Annotated in this window: 13 protein-coding genes and 1 pseudogene; 10 read left to right on the top strand and 4 right to left on the bottom strand. The window is 58.3% G+C overall.

Going from position 1 to position 20,028, the window contains the following annotated elements:
• Positions 1 to 41: 41 nt before the first annotated feature.
• From AC13QY_RS05470 to AC13QY_RS05480, 3 genes are read right to left on the bottom strand one after another with little or no spacing between them, the layout of a single operon-like run.
• Positions 42 to 863: an enoyl-CoA hydratase/isomerase family protein gene (locus AC13QY_RS05470; protein ID WP_488492826.1), complete on the bottom strand. Its 822-nt coding sequence runs from the start codon at positions 861 to 863 to the stop codon at positions 42 to 44.
• Positions 860 to 4,372 (bottom strand): indolepyruvate ferredoxin oxidoreductase family protein, encoded by a 3,513-nt coding sequence (locus AC13QY_RS05475; protein ID WP_488492827.1) that lies wholly within the window; start codon positions 4,370 to 4,372, stop codon positions 860 to 862. Before AC13QY_RS05475 ends, AC13QY_RS05470 begins: the two co-directional genes overlap by 4 nt.
• On the bottom strand, positions 4,373 to 5,830 hold the full coding sequence (locus tag AC13QY_RS05480) for an FAD-binding oxidoreductase (protein ID WP_488492828.1): 1,458 nt from the start codon (positions 5,828 to 5,830) through the stop codon (positions 4,373 to 4,375). It abuts the gene before it with no gap.
• 134 nt (positions 5,831 to 5,964) lie between these two features.
• Here AC13QY_RS05480 and AC13QY_RS05485 point away from each other — a divergent pair, with 134 nt between their 5' ends.
• Positions 5,965 to 6,717, top strand: a complete 753-nt coding sequence (locus AC13QY_RS05485) for a FadR/GntR family transcriptional regulator (RefSeq protein ID WP_488492829.1) — start codon at positions 5,965 to 5,967, stop codon at positions 6,715 to 6,717.
• Positions 6,718 to 6,757: 40 nt separating this feature from the next.
• A complete protein-coding gene (locus AC13QY_RS05490; RefSeq protein ID WP_488492830.1) occupies positions 6,758 to 7,753 on the top strand; it encodes an MDR family oxidoreductase in 996 nt (331 codons plus the stop codon).
• A gap of 365 nt (positions 7,754 to 8,118) precedes the next feature.
• Here AC13QY_RS05490 and AC13QY_RS05495 read toward each other — a convergent pair whose 3' ends face one another.
• The gene (locus AC13QY_RS05495) at positions 8,119 to 9,057 is read right to left on the bottom strand and encodes a LysR family transcriptional regulator (protein WP_488492831.1); all 939 of its coding nucleotides are present in this window, start codon (positions 9,055 to 9,057) and stop codon (positions 8,119 to 8,121) included.
• A 177-nt stretch (positions 9,058 to 9,234) separates the two neighbouring features.
• Between AC13QY_RS05495 and AC13QY_RS05500 the strand changes: the two genes are divergently transcribed.
• The 8 genes and pseudogenes from AC13QY_RS05500 (at position 9,235) to AC13QY_RS05535 (ending at position 20,019) form a co-directional block, all read left to right on the top strand.
• Complete coding sequence (locus AC13QY_RS05500) at positions 9,235 to 10,068, top strand: ABC transporter ATP-binding protein (protein ID WP_488492832.1); 834 nt, start codon at positions 9,235 to 9,237, stop codon at positions 10,066 to 10,068.
• Positions 10,058 to 10,870, top strand: a complete 813-nt coding sequence (locus AC13QY_RS05505) for an ABC transporter permease (RefSeq protein ID WP_113331649.1) — start codon at positions 10,058 to 10,060, stop codon at positions 10,868 to 10,870. Before AC13QY_RS05500 ends, AC13QY_RS05505 begins: the two co-directional genes overlap by 11 nt.
• A 30-nt stretch (positions 10,871 to 10,900) precedes the next feature.
• Positions 10,901 to 11,872, top strand: coding sequence for an ABC transporter substrate-binding protein (locus AC13QY_RS05510; protein WP_113331648.1), 972 nt, complete (start codon positions 10,901 to 10,903; stop codon positions 11,870 to 11,872).
• A 22-nt stretch (positions 11,873 to 11,894) separates the two neighbouring features.
• Positions 11,895 to 12,728, top strand: coding sequence for a nucleoside phosphorylase (locus tag AC13QY_RS05515; RefSeq protein WP_488492833.1), 834 nt, complete (start codon positions 11,895 to 11,897; stop codon positions 12,726 to 12,728).
• A gap of 5 nt (positions 12,729 to 12,733) precedes the next feature.
• A complete protein-coding gene (locus tag AC13QY_RS05520) occupies positions 12,734 to 13,732 on the top strand; it encodes a nucleoside hydrolase (RefSeq protein WP_113331646.1) in 999 nt (332 codons plus the stop codon).
• Positions 13,733 to 13,744: 12 nt separating this feature from the next.
• Positions 13,745 to 14,350, top strand: a complete 606-nt coding sequence (locus AC13QY_RS05525) for a deaminase (protein WP_488492834.1) — start codon at positions 13,745 to 13,747, stop codon at positions 14,348 to 14,350.
• A 173-nt stretch (positions 14,351 to 14,523) separates the two neighbouring features.
• Positions 14,524 to 19,047 (top strand): molybdopterin cofactor-binding domain-containing protein, encoded by a 4,524-nt coding sequence (locus AC13QY_RS05530; protein WP_488492835.1) that lies wholly within the window; start codon positions 14,524 to 14,526, stop codon positions 19,045 to 19,047.
• A gap of 100 nt (positions 19,048 to 19,147) precedes the next feature.
• Positions 19,148 to 20,019, top strand: a pseudogene (locus AC13QY_RS05535) (IS5 family transposase).
• The last annotated feature ends 9 nt before the right edge of the window (positions 20,020 to 20,028 follow it).

Consider the following 20,028-nt stretch of genomic DNA (forward strand, 5'->3'; position numbering starts at 1 on the left):
AGCACTGGATGGGTGCCGCCGGGCGATATCGTAAAACAGGGTCAGTCGAGCCCCTTGAACGGGGCATCGCGGAACTCGAGATATTCCTTCAGCGACATCTTCTGCAGATTGCGCATCCACTCCTGCCCATCGCGACTAACATGCAGGGCGGCGATAGCGTGGACGTTGAAATCGAAGGATGTCATCAGGCCAGCGGCCATCTGCTGGTTGTTGATGGAGGACTTGGCGAACTTGATGGCCGGCACGGGCATGCGGGCCAGCTTGCGGGCCAGGTTCTCGGTCTTTTCCCTCAATTGATCGGCGGGCACGATCTTGTTGATGAGGTGCATGCGCAAGGCCTCCTCGGCATCGACCAAATCGCCTGTATACATCAGCCAACGCACGTCACGGGTAGCCAGCAGCCAGGGCATGAACAGTGCCGGCGGGCCGGAATTGTGTCGCACCTCCGGCTCGCCGAACTTCGCATTATCGCTGGCGATGGCCAGATCGCAGGCCATCATCAGCTCAAGCGCACCCGCAAGCGCATAACCGTTCACGGACGCGATGACCGGGATCGGTGCCTTCCAGATGTTGAGGAGCGCCTGGGCGTTCTCCGACATGTCCGCATGCCAGTCCTCGATATCGACATCGTAATCGGCGCCTTGAAGATCATAGCCGGAGGAGAATGCGCGACCCGCCCCCGTGATGATGAGCGCGTTGACCTCCTTGTCGGCGACAGCCATGGCGACGGCGCGGTCGATTTCGTGCACCGTCGTCTTGTTCATCGCATTGAGCTTTTCAGGACGATTGATAGTGATCGTCGCGAATTTATCGTGGCCGTCCTTCTCGTAAAGGATCGTCTCGAAGGTATCGGAAGTGCTCATATGCTTTTCCTCTTAGCCGTGTCCTGATCCGGCATCCCTGTTCGTTTCTCGTCATTGGCCGGCGTTGCAAGCAAGGCCGCCATCTTCTTTTCAAAACGCCCGATCGACGCCATCTTGACGGGGCCGAATCCCTTGATCTCTTCCGGCAGCCGGGCAAGTGCGACGGCATGGCCATGCGTTTCGACGGAAAGCTGTCTCGTGAGATCCTCGATGATCGCCTGATAGTCAGTGATCAGTCGCCGCTCCATCCGGCGCTCTTCGGTATAGCCGAAGGGATCCAGCGCCGTACCGCGGAGGAAACGCAGCTTTTCCAGAAGCGCAAAGGCCGGGCCGATCATTTTCCGCGGGATGGCGATCTTCGCCGGATTTCCGGTGCGTTTGTCGATCCGCCGTGACAGGATTGGTGGCGCCAGATGATGCTTGATGCTGAAGTCGCCTTCGAACTGCGCTTCGATCGCAGCCTTGAAGCTCCGGTCGCGGTGCAGGCGCGCCACCTCGTATTCGTCCTTGTAGGCCATCAGCCTGAAAGCGTTTTGGGCAACGGCCGTTGCAAACTCCTCGCCGGCCATGAGCCTGTTTTCAACCTGCCGCGCAGCATCGACCAGTGCCCGGTACCGGCGTGCGTAGGCGGCGCTCTGATACGCGGCAAGAAAAGCCTCACGGCGCTCGATGATCGAGTCGAGTGTCTCGGCGGGCCTGACCTCGGCTAGATCAGCTCCCGCAGCGCCGGCGACGATATCGGGGGAGACCACCGAGCGACGACCCCAGCCGAAGGCGGCACGGTTCATCGCAACGCCGGTCCCATTGAGTACAATCGCTTGATCGATGGAGGCAAGGCTGATCGGCACCAGACCGCGCTGCCATGCATGACCAAGCAGGAACATATTGGCTGCAATCGCATCGCCCATCAGCGCCGCGCCAAGCTCGGTCGCCGAGACGAGGTGAACGGCATCTTCGCCGGCTGCGCGACGCAACGTTTTGAGCGTCGCTTCCTGCTGGAAATCGATCGCCGTATTCTGGACGAAAGACGCCGTCGGCGCGAAGTGATTGTCGAGAACGGCGCGCGTGCGGCCAGCGCCAAAGGTCGATAGCGCATTGCGACCGGCCGACACCACGATGTCGAAGCCGAGCACCAGATCGCTTTCGCCAACGCCGATGCGGACCGACGACAAAGCACCAGCCCTCCGCGCCACGCGAAGATGCGAAATGACGGCCCCGTTCTTCTGCGCAAGCCCCGTCTGATCCAGTGTTTGCACAAAAAGGCCATCGAGATGCGCCGCCATTGAGAGGACAGCGCTGACGGTAATCACCCCCGTCCCGCCGATACCGGCCAACAGCATGTTATAGGGCTGCGCTCCGATCTCCGTCAGAGCAGGTAACGGCATGTCATCGAACGTCGCTTGCTGAGCTTTCGCAGCCGGCTTTCTGATCTTTCCGCCCTCCACCGTGACGAAGCTCGGACAGAAGCCCTTGATGCAGGAAAGGTCGGTATTGCAACTCGACTGGTTGATCTTGCGCTTACGGCCAAACTCCGTTTCCTGCGGCTCGATCGAGATACAGTTGGAAACGGCCGAGCAATCGCCGCATCCTTCGCAGACCAGTTCGTTGATGAAGGCTCGCTTGTCCGAGACCGCCAGTGCCCCGCGCTTGCGACGCCGGCGCTTCTCTGCTGCACAGACCTGATCGTAGACCAGCACCGTCACCCCCTCGATCTCGCGCAGTTCACGCTGCACCTGATCGAGTTCGTCGCGATGGTTGACCGTGACATTGCGTGGCAAGCGGCCGCGCCAGACCTCAGGCCGCTCGGCGACGACGGCCACTCTAGCAGCCCCTTCGGCCAGCATCTGGCCGACGATACCGGGAACAGAGACCTCACCATCGTGCTTTTGACCGCCGGTCATGGCGACGGCATCGTTATAGAGGATCTTGTAAGTGGCGTTGACCTTCGCGGCGATGGCGGCCCGGATCGCAAGCAGGCCCGAATGAAAATAGGTGCCGTCGCCCATGTTGACGAAGATATGCTTTTCATCGGTGAACTGAGAAAGCCCGATCCATGCACCGCCCTCACCCCCCATTTGGGTAAAGGTCGAGGTGTTCCGGTCCTCAAGCCCGATGACCATCATGTGGCATCCGATACCGGTCGATGCACGGCTTCCCTCAGGCAGTCTGGTCGATACACTGTGCGGACAACCGGAGCAGAAATATGGATCGCGCCTAAGTGCCGGACTTTCCGTCACGCTGGCTGCAACAATTGCCTCCATCTCCCGCGACCGGCTATCGAGATCATCGACCTGCGGCCCGAGCACGGCAAGGATGACCCTAGCGACGGTCACCGCATCGATCTCACCGACGGCGGACAGAAGCGGCGTGCCCGCAGGCCCGAGTTTGCCAAACACTCTCGGCCTCTCATCGGACGGCATGTTGAAGAGCAAAGCTTTGATCTGGTCTTCAATGATCGGACGCTTTTCTTCGATGACCAGCAGCGTCTCGACGTCGGCGGCAAACCGTGCGATCCCCTCCGGCTCGATTGGCCAGACAAGGCCAACCTTGTAGAGCCGGATGCCGAGCTCGCCTGCGCGCCGCTCGTCTATGCCGAGGCGCGAAAGCGCGCCCATCAGATCGAGCCAGGACTTTCCGGTCGAGACGATGCCGAGACGCGCCTTGATGCGCTGCCCCTGCCAGATGGTGCGATCGAGCCCGTTTTGACGGGCAAATCTATGGACGGCAGAAAGCTTGTCCTCCAGCCGGCTCTCCATCGCATGCGGCCCGTCAGGCCAGCGAAGCGACAGATTGCCTTGCGCATCCGGATAGACGATCGCCGGATGAGCCGGATCGAGATCGACGGTTGCCGTGCATTCGACAATCTCCGTCTGGCACTTGAAGCCGATCCATGCACCCGAATAGCGGCTAAGCGCAAATCCCAGCAAACCGTAGTCGATATATTCGGCGACGCCGGCGGGCGACAGCAAGGGCACCATGGCCGATATCAAGTTGTGCTCACTCTGATGTGGCAAGGTCGATGAGACGGCCCCATGATCGTCGCCAACGAGCAGCAGCACGCCACCATTCGGATTGGTGCCGACGGCATTGGCGTGCCGGATCACATCCATGGTGCGATCGACGCCCGGCCCCTTGCCATACCACATCGAAAAGACACCGTCGTAGCGGACGCCGGAGAACATCGCCGTCTGCTGCGTTCCCCATACAGCCGTCGCCGCCATGTCCTCATTGAGGCCGGGCTGAAAGCGGATATGGTTCTGGTCGAGATAGGTCTTGGCGCGCGCCATCTCGCGGTCGAAGCTTGCGAGCGGCGAACCGCGATAACCGGAGACGTATCCGGCAGTGTTGAGGCCCTTTGCCAGATCGCGCTGTCGCTGGATCATCGGAAGACGCACCAGCGCCTGTGTGCCCGACACGAGGATTTTTCCATGATCGACCGTATACCGGTCATCAAGGCTCGGGCCTTTTTCACTGGGCAATGCGCGGGCCGTCTCGGACAGGTTCTGCATCTACGCGCGCTCCGGCACGCCCGGCAACGGCATATCGAAAACCCGGCCGGGATTGAGAATATTGTTGGGATCGAAGGCGGCCTTCAGGCGGCGCATGGCATTCATCTCGGCGGCACTTCGCCCGAGAGGCAGCCACTTCTTCTTCTCAAGGCCAATTCCGTGCTCGGCGGAAATCGCGCCATCGGCACGGATCACGGCGGAAAGAGTTATGTCGGCGATCCGCTCATGATGGTGAGTGCGGACAAGAAAATGCAAATTGCCATCGCCGAGATGGCCGAAAATATAGATCTCGGCATTCGGATCGGCCGCCGAGATCTCGCGGCTGGCAGCATCAAGGAAGGCCTGTATGTGGGACAAGGGCAGGCTGACATCGAAGCCGGAAACGTGGTCCATCGAGAAAATGAATTCACTGGCAGCCTCGCGAAGTTTCCAGATTGCGTGATACTCGCGTAGCGACCCCGAAACAGCCACGTCCGTCACGATTCCGCTTTCGTAGCACGCCATAAGCGCTTCGGAAAAACGCGCGTGATCACCGGCCTCGTCCTGCCCCTGCATCTCCACAAGAGCGTACATCCCCGCACCTGCTGCAACAGGTGGCTGAGCACCGGTCAGCGACAGAACCCCGTTATAAACATTCGGAAAAATCACTTCGAAGGCCGACAGCGACGGGCCGAGCGCAGAGCGTAAATGCTTTAGAAGGGCAATGGCGGCACTTAACGACGGCGATCCGCAAAAGGCGTTCGCTTGCGACCGCGGCTCAGGATGCAGCCGCAAACAGGCCCGCGTGACCACGCCAAGCACACCTTCGCTTCCAACGAAGAGCTGATTGAGATCGAAGCCCGAATTGTCCTTGGGCAATCCCTTCAAGCTGGTCAGCACGGAGCCATCCGCCAGCACAACCTCAAGCCCCAGAACCTGCGACCGATACATGCCATAGCGCAGGACACGAATACCACCCGCATTGGTGGCAACATTGCCGCCAACCGTGGACGTGCCGCGCGCGCCGATATCAACGCCGAAAAACAGACCGCGGCCTGCCGCAGCCTCCTGTACCGACTGAAGCGTAACGCCGGCCTGTGCGATGATGGTGGCGGCATTCTCATCCACCGGCGACAGGTTCACCATTCGCTCAAGCGAAAGCGACACTTCGTCGACTTGAGGCCTCGCCCCACCGGCAAGGCCCGTCCTGCCGCCTTGGACCACGACGGGCTGCCTCAGACGATTGCATTCTTCAAGGATAGCGGACACTTCCGCCGTATCCGCGGGCCGGAAAACGATTATGGGGCGCTCTCCGGGCTCGTCCGTTGCGTCACCACGATAGCCATCGCCGACGTCGTCGCCAGCGAGAACGGCCTTACTATCGATCCTTCCGTCGAGACGGCGCAGCAATTCTGCATGCCGGCCGACAGGCGCGCATGCACCTTGGGCGCTCTCCGCCCGACCAGTCGATCCGCCCAATTTCGTTCCCCTTGGTTATCTGGATCAAGCGCAGGTTATCGTCTATCCGATATTTGTCAAACCTATATTCAATTTTCAGTGGCGTTTTCGAAGCGGCCGTGGCATCTATGAAATCGAGGTAAGGGTGACAATCAATGACGCTGAAATTTGACGAGGTCGTGAGGGCTGGCATCGCCAAGCAGGTTGCGGAGAACATAAAGTCCGCGATCATGGATGGCCGCCTGAAGATCGACGAGCGGCTTCCCACGGAAGAGGATCTCGCGAGAAGCTTCGGCATATCGCGGCCAACCGTGCGCGAGGCGCTGAAACGTCTGGCAGCGCAAAATCTCATCCATTCAAGGCGCGGCCCGCTCGGCGGAAACTTCGTCAAACGGCCGGATCCGGAAGGGCTTTCCAAGGCGATCACCGCAGCAGCAACCCTGCTAGTCGGCATCGGCGCCTTCGATATCCACGAGATTATTACGGCCCGCCTTGAGACGGAGACGATCTGTTGCAGGCTCGCCTGCGAAAATCACGGCGCTGCCGATCTGGAACGAATGGCGGCAGAGATCGAGATGCAGCGCGATGAGACGATCAGTGACGAGGACTTCTGCGCATCCGACGTGCGCTTTCATCGCGCGCTGGTGGATTCCACCTGCAATGGCCCGCTGAAGCTGATGATGTACACGGTGATCGAGTCCTTCATCCCCATAACCAACATGATCGTATTCCGGGTTCGCGAGCGCCGCAAGGTCGCCGGCTTTCACCGACAGATCATGGAGGCCGTCGCCAAGCGCGACACCGAGACCGCGACAAGGGCATTGGCGGACCTGCTGGCCTACATTCGCAACAGCTACGCAACCGCGATGGACGCACGTGACAGGATGAAGGCGCAGCCTCAGGCCTGACAAGGCGAACGGCCGATTTCAAGTGTGAAAAGGGGGACGCATGTCCGATACATTCCAGGCAATGGTCATCGACATGGCCGATGGCAAGCCGCAGGCCGGGTTCCGCCAGCTTTCACTCTCCGATCTGCCGGATCATGATGTTCTCGTCGAGGTTCATTATTCGACCGTCAATTACAAGGACGGTCTGGCCCTGACCGGCAAAGGGCGGATCGCCCGGCGTACGCCCATGGTCGGAGGTATCGACCTTGCCGGAATCGTGGTTGAATCCCGATCTGACAAATGGGCGCCTGGCGACAAGGTCATCGTCAACGGATGGGGGCTGTCTGAAACAGAATGGGGCGGATATTCGCGATTTCAGCGCCTGAAAGCGGAATGGCTCATCGCGCTGCCCGAACCCTTCAGCCTTTCGCAGGCAATGGCAATTGGAACGGCCGGCTACACGGCGGCGCTTTGTGTCAATGCACTTGAGGATTGGGGCACGATCGCCAACGATGATCGCGAAATTCTCGTGACCGGTGCGGCGGGCGGTGTCGGCTCGGTGGCGATCAGCCTGCTTGCGGACAAGGGTTACAAAGTAACCGCATCGACCGGTCGCCCGGAAACGTGGGACTATCTCGGATCGCTCGGCGCGAGCGCTTTCGTGGACCGGGCATCGCTTTCAGAAAAGGGTGGCCCTCTACAAAAGGAGCGCTGGGTGGGGGTGGTTGATTCCGTCGGCTCGACGACGCTCGCAAACGCACTTTCGCAGACCGTCTACGGTGGGGCGGTTGCCGCCTGTGGCCTTGCGGCCGGCGCGGACCTGCCGGCAACGGTACTCCCGCATATCCTGCGCGGCGTGGCACTGCTTGGCATTGATTCCGTTATGGCGCCAATGCCCAAACGGATCCGCGCATGGCGGACCCTCGCCGAACACCTGAAAGCGGAAAGGATCGAGACATTGGCGAGGATCGAGCCCTTCTCCGAGCTTCCGAGCCTCGCTCGGGATATCGTCGAGGGCAAAATTAGGGGGCGTGTCGTGGTGGAAATCGCACAGTAAGGCTGTTCCAGCGCGCGCAAGCTATCTCTCACAGTCGCCATTTTCAGACGCCATGCCGAGAGAGCTGCGAGACAAGGCCGGCGCGAAATCGATGGGTTGGAGGACTCCCGCTTCACAGGTGCTAGGATGGAATCGGTTAAATAAGACAAACCGAAGCGTGCGGGTGGCATAGACTTCTACCGAAGCACTGACATAGCGAAGTCTGCGTTCCACATTCATGCAATTTCGCGCTCTTGAGGGATACGAACCGCTGACCCCGTAGTTCTAATCGGACGACAACCACAATTTATTAAGTTTGCGCTTAGGCATAGCCACGCCTTGCTTGAATAGGCCCTTCGATAATTCAACGCCGGCAAGCATAGATCTCACGTTTGCAAGGTCCCAACACCCTGACGGTTGACGCGCAAATACTCGCTCAGCTCGCCCTTCACGATCTCTATGAATTCCATCATATAGACGGGCTGCACACGGCCACGTGGTATCAGGAGCGAAATCTGCGCGGGCTCCATGATGCCGGGGCCAAGTGGTATCCACGCAAGCTTGCCTTCGGAGACCTCCTTTTCCACGCCGAGCAACGAGAGGAAAGCGATACCCAGGCCGGCTCGAACGAGAGCCTTGAGAATACCGGGCCGCTCAGCTCGAGCGACGATACGACCGGGGGCCTGCTCTCCTTCGAAAATATGTTTCAAACCGCTATGTCTGAGCCAGTCATCGCCAGGCGCAATGAGCGCCCATTCAGCAATGTCGGCCTGTGTCGCAACCTCCTTTCGTGATAACGGATGATCCGGAGCGGTAATGATCCCGATCGGATCGATGATCGAATATGCTCTTTCGGCACGGACATGATCGCTGACATCATAGGCGAGCACGAGATCCGCCTCTTTTGCCAGAAGCTCGTTGGTGATGCGCTGGTTGTCGCCTGATATCAGCGTATAACTCACATGCGGGAAAATGGCTTGCAACTTCATCATTGCATTGGGCAAGAGGTCCTCGGTAAAGGTCTCCGCGGCAGCGATGCGGATCGTGCCCCGTACACCGCCGCTGAGGCTGCCAATCTCTTGCTTGACCAGTCCCGCCTCCCTGTTCCAGCGCCGGATGTAGCTCAGAAGGACACCCCCAGCTGCCGTCGGGCGAATACCACGCGGCAGTCGCTCGAACAGTTCGACACCGATCTCTTGCTCGAGTTGGAGAAGCTGGCGGTTCATCGCTGAGGAGGCGACGTTCAGGCTTTCCGCCGCCTTGCGGATGGAGCCATGCCGGATCGCGGCGTCGAAATGAATAAGCGAAGTCTTGAGAAGCGCCATGCCAGCCTCCGAGCGAGCGAATTATTCGAGCAGAGAGCCTCAATAAATCTGCTGGTGCAAGGCCATCCGTCGGCCATATCATCGATATTACTGAAGAGAAGCCTATGAGGCATCTTCAGCGATGCCACAAAATGGGCAGCGGATCATTTCAGGACAATCGCAACACAGGGGATTGAAATGCTGATCAAACCCGTGGGGGAGGTTTTTTCCTCGATTGAACAGACGGTGTCGGACATATCCCCACTGCGTGCCGCGATCGAGATCAGAAATGTCTCCATGTCCTTTCCCGGAAAGCGGGCAACGGTCGACGCGCTGGTCGACATCAACTTGAACATCCCTGAAAATCGCTTCATATCGATCATCGGCCGCAGTGGCTGCGGCAAGTCGACCTTGCTCCGGATCATCAGCAATCTCCTTCCGCCAACCAAGGGCGAGGTGCGCGTTCACGGCCTTTCCTCGGTCGAGTACCAGCGCCGCAAGAAATTCGGCTTCGTGTTTCAGGATGCCAGCCTCTTTGCCTGGAAGACGGTCTTCCAGAATGTAGAACTTCCTCTGGCCATTCTTGGCGCCGGATCTGCGGCGGAGCGTCGAGACAAGGTTCTTGATCTCCTTAATCTTGTCCATCTGGATGCCTTTGCCGATCATTATCCGGCTCAACTCTCCGGTGGCATGCGACAACGCGTGTCGATTGCACGCGCTTTGTCCTACGAGCCAGACATTCTGCTGATGGACGAGCCGTTCGGCGCGCTCGATGATCTGACGCGCAAGGAAATGCATGACGAATTGATCCGCATCTGGAACGCACGGGGTTTGACGGTCGTGTTCGTCACGCATTCGCTCAGCGAGGCACTTTATCTTTCCGATCAGATCGTCGTCATGGCTCCTCGCCCCGGCCGGATAAAATCGATCGTTTCCGTTCTCAATCCACGTGTCAGCGATCCCGCGCTGCGCGCCAGTCCGGAATATGTGTCTCAAATGCGGGATCTGGAGGCATTGATCCATGAGCAATGATTCCGCCGCACCCTCCGTCCAAATTGCCATCGCCCGCATTGCTTCCCGCATCATCGATCTCACACCGGCCATCGGGCTGTTCGTTGCGATCGGGATCTTCTGGGAGGTCGCGGTCAGGGTCTTCTCCGTTCCTGCCTACCTGCTTCCGTCTCCTAGCGCCATCGGCGTGAAAATCTGGCAAGCACGCGACATGCTTTTGCAAAATCTCGCCTGGACCATGGCTGCCGCGGTTCTCGGCTTCGTCATCGGAACGGCGTTCGCGGTTTCGCTGGCCATGCTCTTCCTTTATTCCAGAGCCGCCGAACGGGCGCTTTTTCCGTGGGCGATCACGTTGAAGGCAATCCCGATCCTTGCCATCGCTCCACTTCTCACCATCTGGCTCGGTTTTGGTTTACAGCCCAAAGTAGCGATCGCCGCAATCGCCTGCTTTTTCCCGACACTGGTCAACGCGGTAAAGGGATTGCGCACCGTCGATCGGCAAAGCCTGGAATTTCTTTCGGTCATCGGCGCGACAAAGGCGCAAGTCTTCCGCCATGCGCGATTCTACGCCGCCCTTCCCTATATTTTTGCAGCCGCCAAGGTAAGCTCGAGTACCGCCGTTATCGGTGCCATCGTGGCGGAATTCACCGGCGCCAATTTCGGGATCGGCACGGTCATCGTCACCGCCGGTTACCAGCAGGATGCAGCCATGCTGTTTTCGGCGATCGTTGCGTCATCCGTCGCAACCATCCTCATGTTTTACCTGGTCGTCATCGTCGAAAAAATCAGTCTGTTCTGGCCCGAAGCCAGCATGGACGCCTGAACCATTCACAACCTGTTCGGAGACTTTGCAATGAGATCATGTGCATATGCCCTTTTTGCTGCCCTCATGCTGGCCCCCGTCGTTGTGTCGGCGCCAGCTCTTGCTGCCGACAAGGTCTCGCTTCGGTTGCCATGGCTTCTCAACGTGCAGTCCGCCGGTTACGTGATGGCCCGTGAAAAAGGCTTCTACGCCGATGCCGGCCTCGACGTTGATATCATGCCAGGCGGGCCTAACCTGAATTCGACGGCCCTCGTGGCGTCAGGTGCCAATACCTTTGGAACGAATGATGTCGGCCAGATCCTGCTGGGGGATGCCAATGGCATGGACCTCGTCATGGTGGCGGCATGCTTCCAGCGGCATCCGGCCGGCGTGGTTTCCCTGGAGAAGAGCGACATCAAAAAACCCGCAGATCTGGTCGGCAAGACGCTCGCTTATAATGAAGGCGGTCCATGGTCATTGACCAAGGCGATGCTCGCCAAGGCTGGAGTACCGCTGGAGAAGATCAAACTCGTGGTGTCGCCGAGTGACCAGCTCCTGGTCAACGGTTCCGTCGACGCCAAAACCGGTTTCGTCATAAACGAGGCAGTTGCGCTCGACCTGCAGGGACACAAGACGTCGACGCTGCTGCCCTCCGATTTCGGTGTCAGCACCTATGCCGAGGTGATCTTTGCAGCCCGCAGGACGGTCGACGGCAATCCGGATTTGGTCAAGCGTTTCGTGGCGGCCACGCAGAAAGGCTATGACTATGCCTACGCCCACAAGGACGAGGCCGTAAAGACCGTCGTCGGCCTCAACAACCAGCTCGATCCGGTGCAGCAGGCCAAGCAGATGGAGCTGCAGGAAAGCTTCGTCTACACCGATTTCTCGCGCGCCAGGGGCGCCTGCGCCTTCGATGGCGCAGTGATCGGAGAGACCGAGAAAACGCTTCGGGAATTCGGCGATCTGAAGTCCGCGGTCGATGTCTCGAAGACCTATTCGACCGAATTCATCCCCCCGAAATAATCACGCAGCTGAGGAGATAACCATGACGATCCAACACACGCCCATTCATCCTGGCGGCTTGCAAATGCACCTGAAGATCAGGCCTGGCGATGTTTCCCGCTACGTCCTGACCCCGGGCGACCCCGGTCGCGTGCCGGTGGTTGGAAGCTCCTGGGATTCCTACGAGGAGGTCGCCTATTTCCGTGAATACCGAACGGCGCGCGGCACACTCGATGGTGTCGACATTACCGCCTGCTCGCACGGTGTTGGTGGTCCTTCGACGGACATTGCCGTTGTGGAACTCTCGAATTGCGGAGCCGATACCTTCATCCGCGTCGGCTCCTGTGCGGCCCTTCAGCCGGAGATCGAGCCTGGCGACCTGGTCATCTCGACTGGCGCGCTCCGCCTTTCGGGCACAGTCGATGCCTACGTTGACAGATCCTATCCAGCGGTCGCCGATCATGAGGTGCTGCTGGCGTTGATCCAGGCGGCCGAAGACATGGGCGAACGCTATCATGTGGGTCTCGCCGCCAGCGTCGACAGCTTCTATGCCGGTGAGGTCAATCCGATGCCAGGCGGTTTCCGTCAGTCGAAAATGGACCATGTCATCGATGATCTGCAGAAGGCCAAGGTCGCGAATTTCGAAATGGAAGCAGCGACCATATTCACACTCGCACAATTGTTCGGGTTTCGCGGCGGGATGATATGCTCAGTGGGTGCCAACCGCATCACACGCAAACGCGAGGATTCCGCTGATTCGATAAGAAGGTGCTGTGCCGTTGCCAGCCGCGCGGTGGTCATTCTCGCTGGCTGGGACGCGAAAAAGGCCGAAGCAGGCAAGAAACACTTCTTCCCGAAGCTCATGGCGAAAGCGTGACGACAATGTCGAACCTTGCAATCCCCGCACGAAACAGGTCGCTCAAAATCATCTTTGATACGGACCCTGGCGTCGATGATGCGGCAGCGCTTCTGTTTCTCAACGCTTATCCCCATGTCACGCTCCTTGGCATTACCACCGTCTTTGGCAATGCTGACATCGATACGGTCACACGCAACGCTCTCTATCTCAAGAAGCGTTTCGCCATTCCGGCGCCAGTCGCACGCGGCGCCGGCATCTCGCTTGCCGGTGAGACAAGTCTGCCACCTGCTCATATCCATGGCCAGAACGGCATTGGAGACATTGCACTGGATGAGTCCGCCCTCCCAGAGCCGGACCCGCGACCAGCGCACAGATTCATCATCGACACGGTGCGGGAAAATCCAGGTGAGATCACGCTCCTCGCCGTCGGCCGGCTGACAAATCTTGCACTTGCCCTAAGAGAGGCGCCTGACATCGCCACCCTCGTCAAGGAGGTCGTCATCATGGGTGGCGCGTTTTCGCTCTCCGGGCACAATGGCAACGTGACGCCGGTGGCCGAAGCAAACATGATCGGCGATCCTCTTGCGGCCGATGAGGTGTTCGGCGCGGCATGGCCTGTTACCGCGATTGGGCTCGATGTCACCCGACAGGTCGTGATGGGACCGGCGGAACTCAATCGACTGGCAGCGTATGGTGGCGAAGCAGGTCGCTTTATTGTCGAGATATCCAAAGGATACCGCGCATTCCATGCGCAGTTCGGAATAGACGGCTACTATGTTCACGATGCCACCGCCGCGGTCTACGTGATCGATCCATCCTTGTTCAAGGTGCGATCAGGGCCGATCCGCGTCGCAACGGAAGGAGTTGCGGTCGGGCAGACGATTCAACGCGACTGGGAAACCCTTTATCCACCCGGCGAATGGGATATGGCTCCCGATCAGAAAGTTGCGGTCGGCGTAGACGCCAATCGCGTGCTTGGCATGCTGCTTGGAACGCATATTCCCTGCCTTCTGGCATCGTGAGGGATGACAAGCATGGCTGTTTCGAGAGATGAAAACCTGCTTTTGAATGCACTTCTGGCCGCACTTGAGGACCATGTGCTGCCTCTGACACAGCAGGGCGTGTCGCGCGGCAACAAGATCTTCGGCGCCGCCTTGTTGCGAAAAGACGACTACTCCGTCGTACTGGCGGAAACGAACAATGAGACGGAAAGTCCGTTGTGGCATGGCGAGATCCATGCTCTCAAGCGCTTTTCCGAACAGCCGGCCGCAGAAAGACCGGCTCCGAAGGATCTGATCTTTCTCTCCACGCATGAACCTTGCCCCATGTGCCTTTCGGCAATCACCTGGGCGGGGTTCGACAACTTCTATTCGTTCTTCACCCATGAAGATTCGCGCGACGCCTTCAGCATTCCGCACGACTTGAAGATTCTGAAGGAGGTTTTTGGACTGGCCCCTGGACAATACCGGCGCCAAAACGCCTTTTGGCATAGCCGCTTCATTCGCGACATGATCGCCGTTTCAGACGAAACGATGCGTTCGCATTTCGAAGAGCGCGCATCCGCAATAGCAGAGAAATACGTTTCGTTGTCGGTGCTCTATCAGCAGAGCAAGCATCAAAACGCCATACCGCTGAACTGACGCACGGGCTGCGTCTTTCCGCGCACAAAAGCAAATTGACGGCAGATTCCAGGTTGGGACAGCCGGACCGACCCAAGCAGATTAATCAATCTCAGATAGGCAGCCGCCACATGACCAGCGGGGCCTCCGCTGTAGAGGCGAGCTCTTAATCGTAGTCAGCCAGGGAGCCACAAATGGCAGCCACGTCGACCTTGCAGTTCTATCTCAACGGTAAGTCAGTTACTATCGAGAACCCCTCTCCGTCCACTTTGCTCGTTGACTATTTGCGGTCGCCGGAGGTGCGGCTGACTGGCACAAAGAAGCCCTGCGGGCAAGGTGGGTGCGGTGGTTGCACGGTCATTCTCTCGGACTGGCCGGATGGAGGGTCTATCAGACACCGCGCCATCAATTCCTGCCTGCGCCGACTCTGCTCGCTGAATGGAATGGCGATTACAACGATCGAAGGAACAGGCAGCATGCCGGCCTCGTTGGCCGCTTATCCCGCACATCATCCGACCGCTTCACGCGGAGGTCCTGATTTCCGGGATACCCTGCCCACCAGCCTGGTTGAAGCGATCAAGCAGGTGAAGGCAAGCAACAAGGGGGATCACACACTTACCGCTCGTCCTGATATCTCTCAAATCAATCCTGTTGCCCATGCACTTTCAAGCAACAATGGCAGCCAATGCGGCTATTGCAGTGTTGGCTTCGTGATGAACATGTCGGAGTTCATCACAAACAATCCCCAGGCTACCAAGCAAGATATCGAAGGCATTTTCGATGGTAATCTCTGCCGGTGCACAGGATACCGTCCAATCCTCACTGGCATGAAGACTTTGGCAAGCGACTGGTCCTCGCACGACGAGGACAACCGGATGAAGTGTCTTGAGGATCCGCAAATCGATATTCCAAAAGGAACGCCGGTCAGAATCGACGCCCCGACCTCATCATTTCCAGTAGAGCCCCTAGACGTTCCGGGGTCCGTGCAGTGGTTCACGCCCTCGACCATGGATGAACTGGCAGCGGATGCGGCCCACCTGACGAATGGCGGCAAGACGTTCCGCTTCATACATGGCGGCACATCCTATGGGATCTACAAGACCGAATTCGAGACAGTCGATGCCTTTATCGACCTGCGATACGTTCAGGAGCTGCAAGGCAAGCCTAGCCCGGCATTTCACGATCAGCTTCATTACACCCTTCCCGCCTGCACCACCTACAGTGAACTCATTGAATTTATCGCCAGCCTCGATGATGACTCTCCCGATTTCGCCGCGATTCTGTATATGGCCGAAAGGACGGCCGGGCGCATCGTTCGAAATGCCGCTTCGATCGGCGGAAACTTCATGCTGTGGCTCCATCACGTTGCAAACGGCAGCGGCGAGCCGTTCCCGTCCGATCTGACGTTCGCCCTCATCGGCACAAACTTGACCGTGACCTATTATGAACTGGATCTCGCCAATGGAGTGCCAGGACAGCAATCGACCGAACAGGTCGATACGCTCCTTACCAGGATTGAAACTGATCCGACCTTCCCGGGCAAAATTGTGATCGTCAGCTTTCAGATCACTCCCACCGGTACGTCTTTCTCGGACCCCTACGAGCGCTATTTCTCCTTTGCCCAGAAGGTGGCGTTGCGGGAGGTAAACGCACACTCCATCGTTAACTCGTTCATTTCATTTGATATTGATGTTCCATCGGGCAACGCAAAGAGTCCCGGGAAGGTCATATTCGGAGGGATAAATGCCTCTTATTGGAGGGCCTCGACCATTGAGGGCTGGTTTTGGAATGGCAGGGTTTTTTCGTATGAAAACCTGTTGTTCGCCTGCGCACAACTCAAGGCAGATGTAACACAAGCTCTGGCGGATTCTGCGGCTCGAAGGGGCGAGGCTCCATGGGAAGGATTTACCGACGAATACAAGGCGAACCTTGCCGTTGCGATGTTTTACAAGGCGGGTGTTGCGGTCCTTGTCAGAATGGGCTTTGCAATACCGGTCAACGCCAATTCCGCCGGCGAAATGACCTGGGGGACCTGGCCCGTCAGCAACGGTCTTCAGGATTATACCGCACAGGATTTCAAAGCTCCGGTCGGACAGCCATATGTCAAGACGACCGCCCTGGAACAGTGTTCAGGCCGCACGCACTATACCCACGAGCTCGCCTATCCCCAAGGCACCCTGCATGCCGCCTTCGTCCAGAGTCGCAGCGCCCTAGCCCAGTTTTCATTCCAATGGCAAAGCAACCCGGTTCAACCCGATGATCTCAGCGACAAGCTGGCGGACATGTTCCCGCACTTCCGCCGACTGCTGACATGCGAGGACGTACCGGTCCGGCCGGCTAACTTCCAGGGCATGGGTGGCGATCAACCCATGTTTGCAGAAGGATCCGTTCTTTATTTCGGGCAGGCGATCGCAATGGTGCTTGCCGATACCGAGGAGGATGCGAATCTGATTGCCGACTATGTTTCCGAATATTGCCTCGGCTATCAGCCGATCAATTGGGACGTGAGTTGGCAAGAACCAATATTGCCGATTGAGGACGCCATCACAAAAGGAAGCATCTTCCCTGACACCCCGTCCACAGCGGCGTATCTCTGCCACATATGGAAGATCACGCGCCCGCGCAGCCGGCTTGATTGGATGGCCTCCCTGCCAGCCGTCCCCAGCGACTTCGACGCAGAGCCGGTAACGACTGACAACGTGCCTGTCGACGGCGCGAATTGCATCCGAGTGGTCAACAATCAGAAAACCGGCGGGCAAGCGCATTTCTACATGGAAACGCAAGCCTGCCTGGCAATTCCGGCGGACGAAGGAAGGATTATTGTCAATTCGTCGACGCAGAGCCCGATGGAGATGCATCAGACCGTCGCCTCGGCACTGGGACGACAGTACAACAAGGTCAAGATCCAGACGCGATTGCTGGGCGGCGCCTTCGGCGGAAAAACCGAGCAGGCGCGTTTCACCACAGGACCGACGGCCGTCGCCGCCGCAGTAATGGATGCGCCCGTGCGTCTGGCGATGGCCCGCGACAGCGATATGGCGATGATCGGCAAGCGGCATGCCCTTTATGGCGTGGGACAGATAGCCGTCGATGATGGTTCGGTTCGCGCGGAAGACAAGGGGAGGATTAAAGGCACCCATTTGACCCTTTGGGCAGACGGTGGTGCCTACTACGACTGTTCCTTCGTGGTCACGAACTGCATCCAGACCCGCATCGATAACGCCTATATGATCGATAACTTCGAGAGCCAGATCGATGTCTGCAGGACCAATACCCCGCCCAATACGGCGATGAGAGCGTTCGGGGACATTCAGGCGACCAATATTCTGGAGAACCTCATAGACGACGCGGCGACCGCGGTTGGACTTCGCCCGGAGGAACTGCGGGAGAGGAATTTTTACCAGCGTGGTGAAGTCACTCCTTACGGTCAGACCCTGACTGCCTGTTACATGCTGGAGGTCTGGAATTACCTGAAGGCAAAATGTCAATTCCAATATAAGCTTATGGATGTTCAAGCGTATAATGCGCAAAACAAATGGAGGAAGCGAGGCATTGCGCTCATTCCCGTCAAATACGGATCGGGATACAATTTCGAGCAATTGAAGCAGTCATCTGCGATCGTCGTGGTCAATCAATCGGACGGCTCGCTCGTGATCCATCAGGGTGGTGTCGACATGGGCCAGGGCCTGCTGACCCAGGTCAGGCAGGTGGCATCCTATGTGCTCAACATCCCGCAGTCACTTATCCATGTGGAAAGTCCGCAAACGGATACGACGCCCAACACCAGCAGCAGCGGCGCCTCAACGGGAACGCCCTATAGCGCCGAGGCCGTGAAGCGTACCTGCGAACAGTTGCGCCAAGAATTGACGGAGTTCGGCTATCAGCTGCTGAAAGATAATGGGAATGACTGGTGTCAAGCGAACGGGCTCGACTTCTGGAATTACGGAGAGGCCGGCTGGAACACCGAAGTCACCGTCAACGAAGTCACCGCCCTGATCTGGCAAAACCTGGTCAACTACGCCTATAAGCAGCGATTGCCACTGACGGCAACCTTCAACGCCAATATTGAACACGGCGACTTCGACATGCCGGTCCTGACCTTCAAGCAAGCCGAGGATCAGCCGAGTATTCCTGGCATCACGCGAGCGAACGTGGCAAGGGTCACAGACGTGCAGAACCAGTTCGTGGGATTCACCTACTCGGCCGCCTGCTCGGTTGTCGAGGTCGACATCCTCACGGGCGAGACGAAGATTCGCAGCTCCGACCTCGTCTACGACGTTGGCTGGAGTTTGAACCCCGCGCTCGACGTCGGGCAAGTCGAAGGCGCCTTCGTTCAGGGTGTTGGCTTCCTCATGACAGAGGATCTCGTATACCAGCCCGACACGAATGCTGGAAATGGGAAGGGGCAGCTCAATACGACCAATACTTGGCGTTATAAGATCCCAGCGCAGGTCACGATCCCACTCGAGTTCAATGTGTCGTTGTTTCCGCGAAACGATCCGTCGGTTGTTAACATCCCTCCGGACGATCAGGGGATCTTCTCTGCCAAAGAAGTCGGCGAGCCTCCCCTGGTGTTGGCAAATTCGGTGTTCTTTGCCATCAAGGATGCAATCCGGGCATCAAGAATAGAACGCGGCCTCTCCGGCCTATTCAACTTGAGAGCGCCAGCCACAGTTCAGGAGGTGCGCCGCGCATGCGCCCTCGACGTGCCCAATTAGGCGGCTTTCCAGGAACAACCGCGAGGAGGCGTTGGTGCGCGGATCATTAATGGCACTGGCGTAGGTGGTCGGCAATCGTAATAACCGGTCTTTCGCAACGATGCCTTTCAAACACAATGCCTCCCGCCGCCATCGCATCTGCAAGATGAAGTTTACGCCAGCCACGCTATTCCGATCTGGCGATCGAGACTGCTTTGACGTTGGGATTGGTTTTCGGCCTGCGTCTGCGGCAGACGGAGGGCTTTGCTTCGTCGGTGCTGAAGCTGATCAGCCTGGACCTTGCTGCTCACGATCACACGACGCTGAGCCGGAGGGCTAGCAAATCGAGAGCGCCAAAGAAGCAGCAGGCGTTTCGTCTCGCGGAAGCGGGGTCCGTCCACGTCCTCGTCGACAGTACAGGCTTGCAGATCTATGGTACGAGCCAATGGCTGGAAGAAAAGCATGCAACCAAATCCCGTCGGGCTGGCGCAAGCTGCACCTGGCGCTGGATGCTGACAGCGGCGACATCATCGCACATGTCATTACCGATCAGGATGCCGGCGACGCCTCTCAAGTTGAGCCGCTGCTCGACCAGATCGACATGCCATCCATCGGTTCACGGCCGATGGCGCCCATGACGGAAATTCGACCTACGATGCCGTCGCCCGTCACAGTCTTGACGCGGCAGTCGTCATTCCGCCGCGCGCCAATGCGTTGGAGCGGCCGGATAGCCATCCCCCGAGCCAACGGGACCGTCATATCGCCACGATCAATGCCGATGGAAGAATGAAGTAGCAGATCGCCACCGGCTACGGAAAACGCTCACTGGTCGAGACCGCGATCAGTCGGGACAAATCGATCATCGGCCGCCGGGTGCGGGCACGCTCTTTCAGCGCCCAGCACACGGAGGTCGCCCTCGGCTGCGCCGTTCTCAATCGAATGCAGGAATGTGCACGCCCGAATTCTGTCCGCTACGGACAAGCTACAGAGTAGCAAAGGCAT

The sequence above is a fragment of the Martinezella sp. CNPSo 3795 genome, from assembly GCF_057784475.1.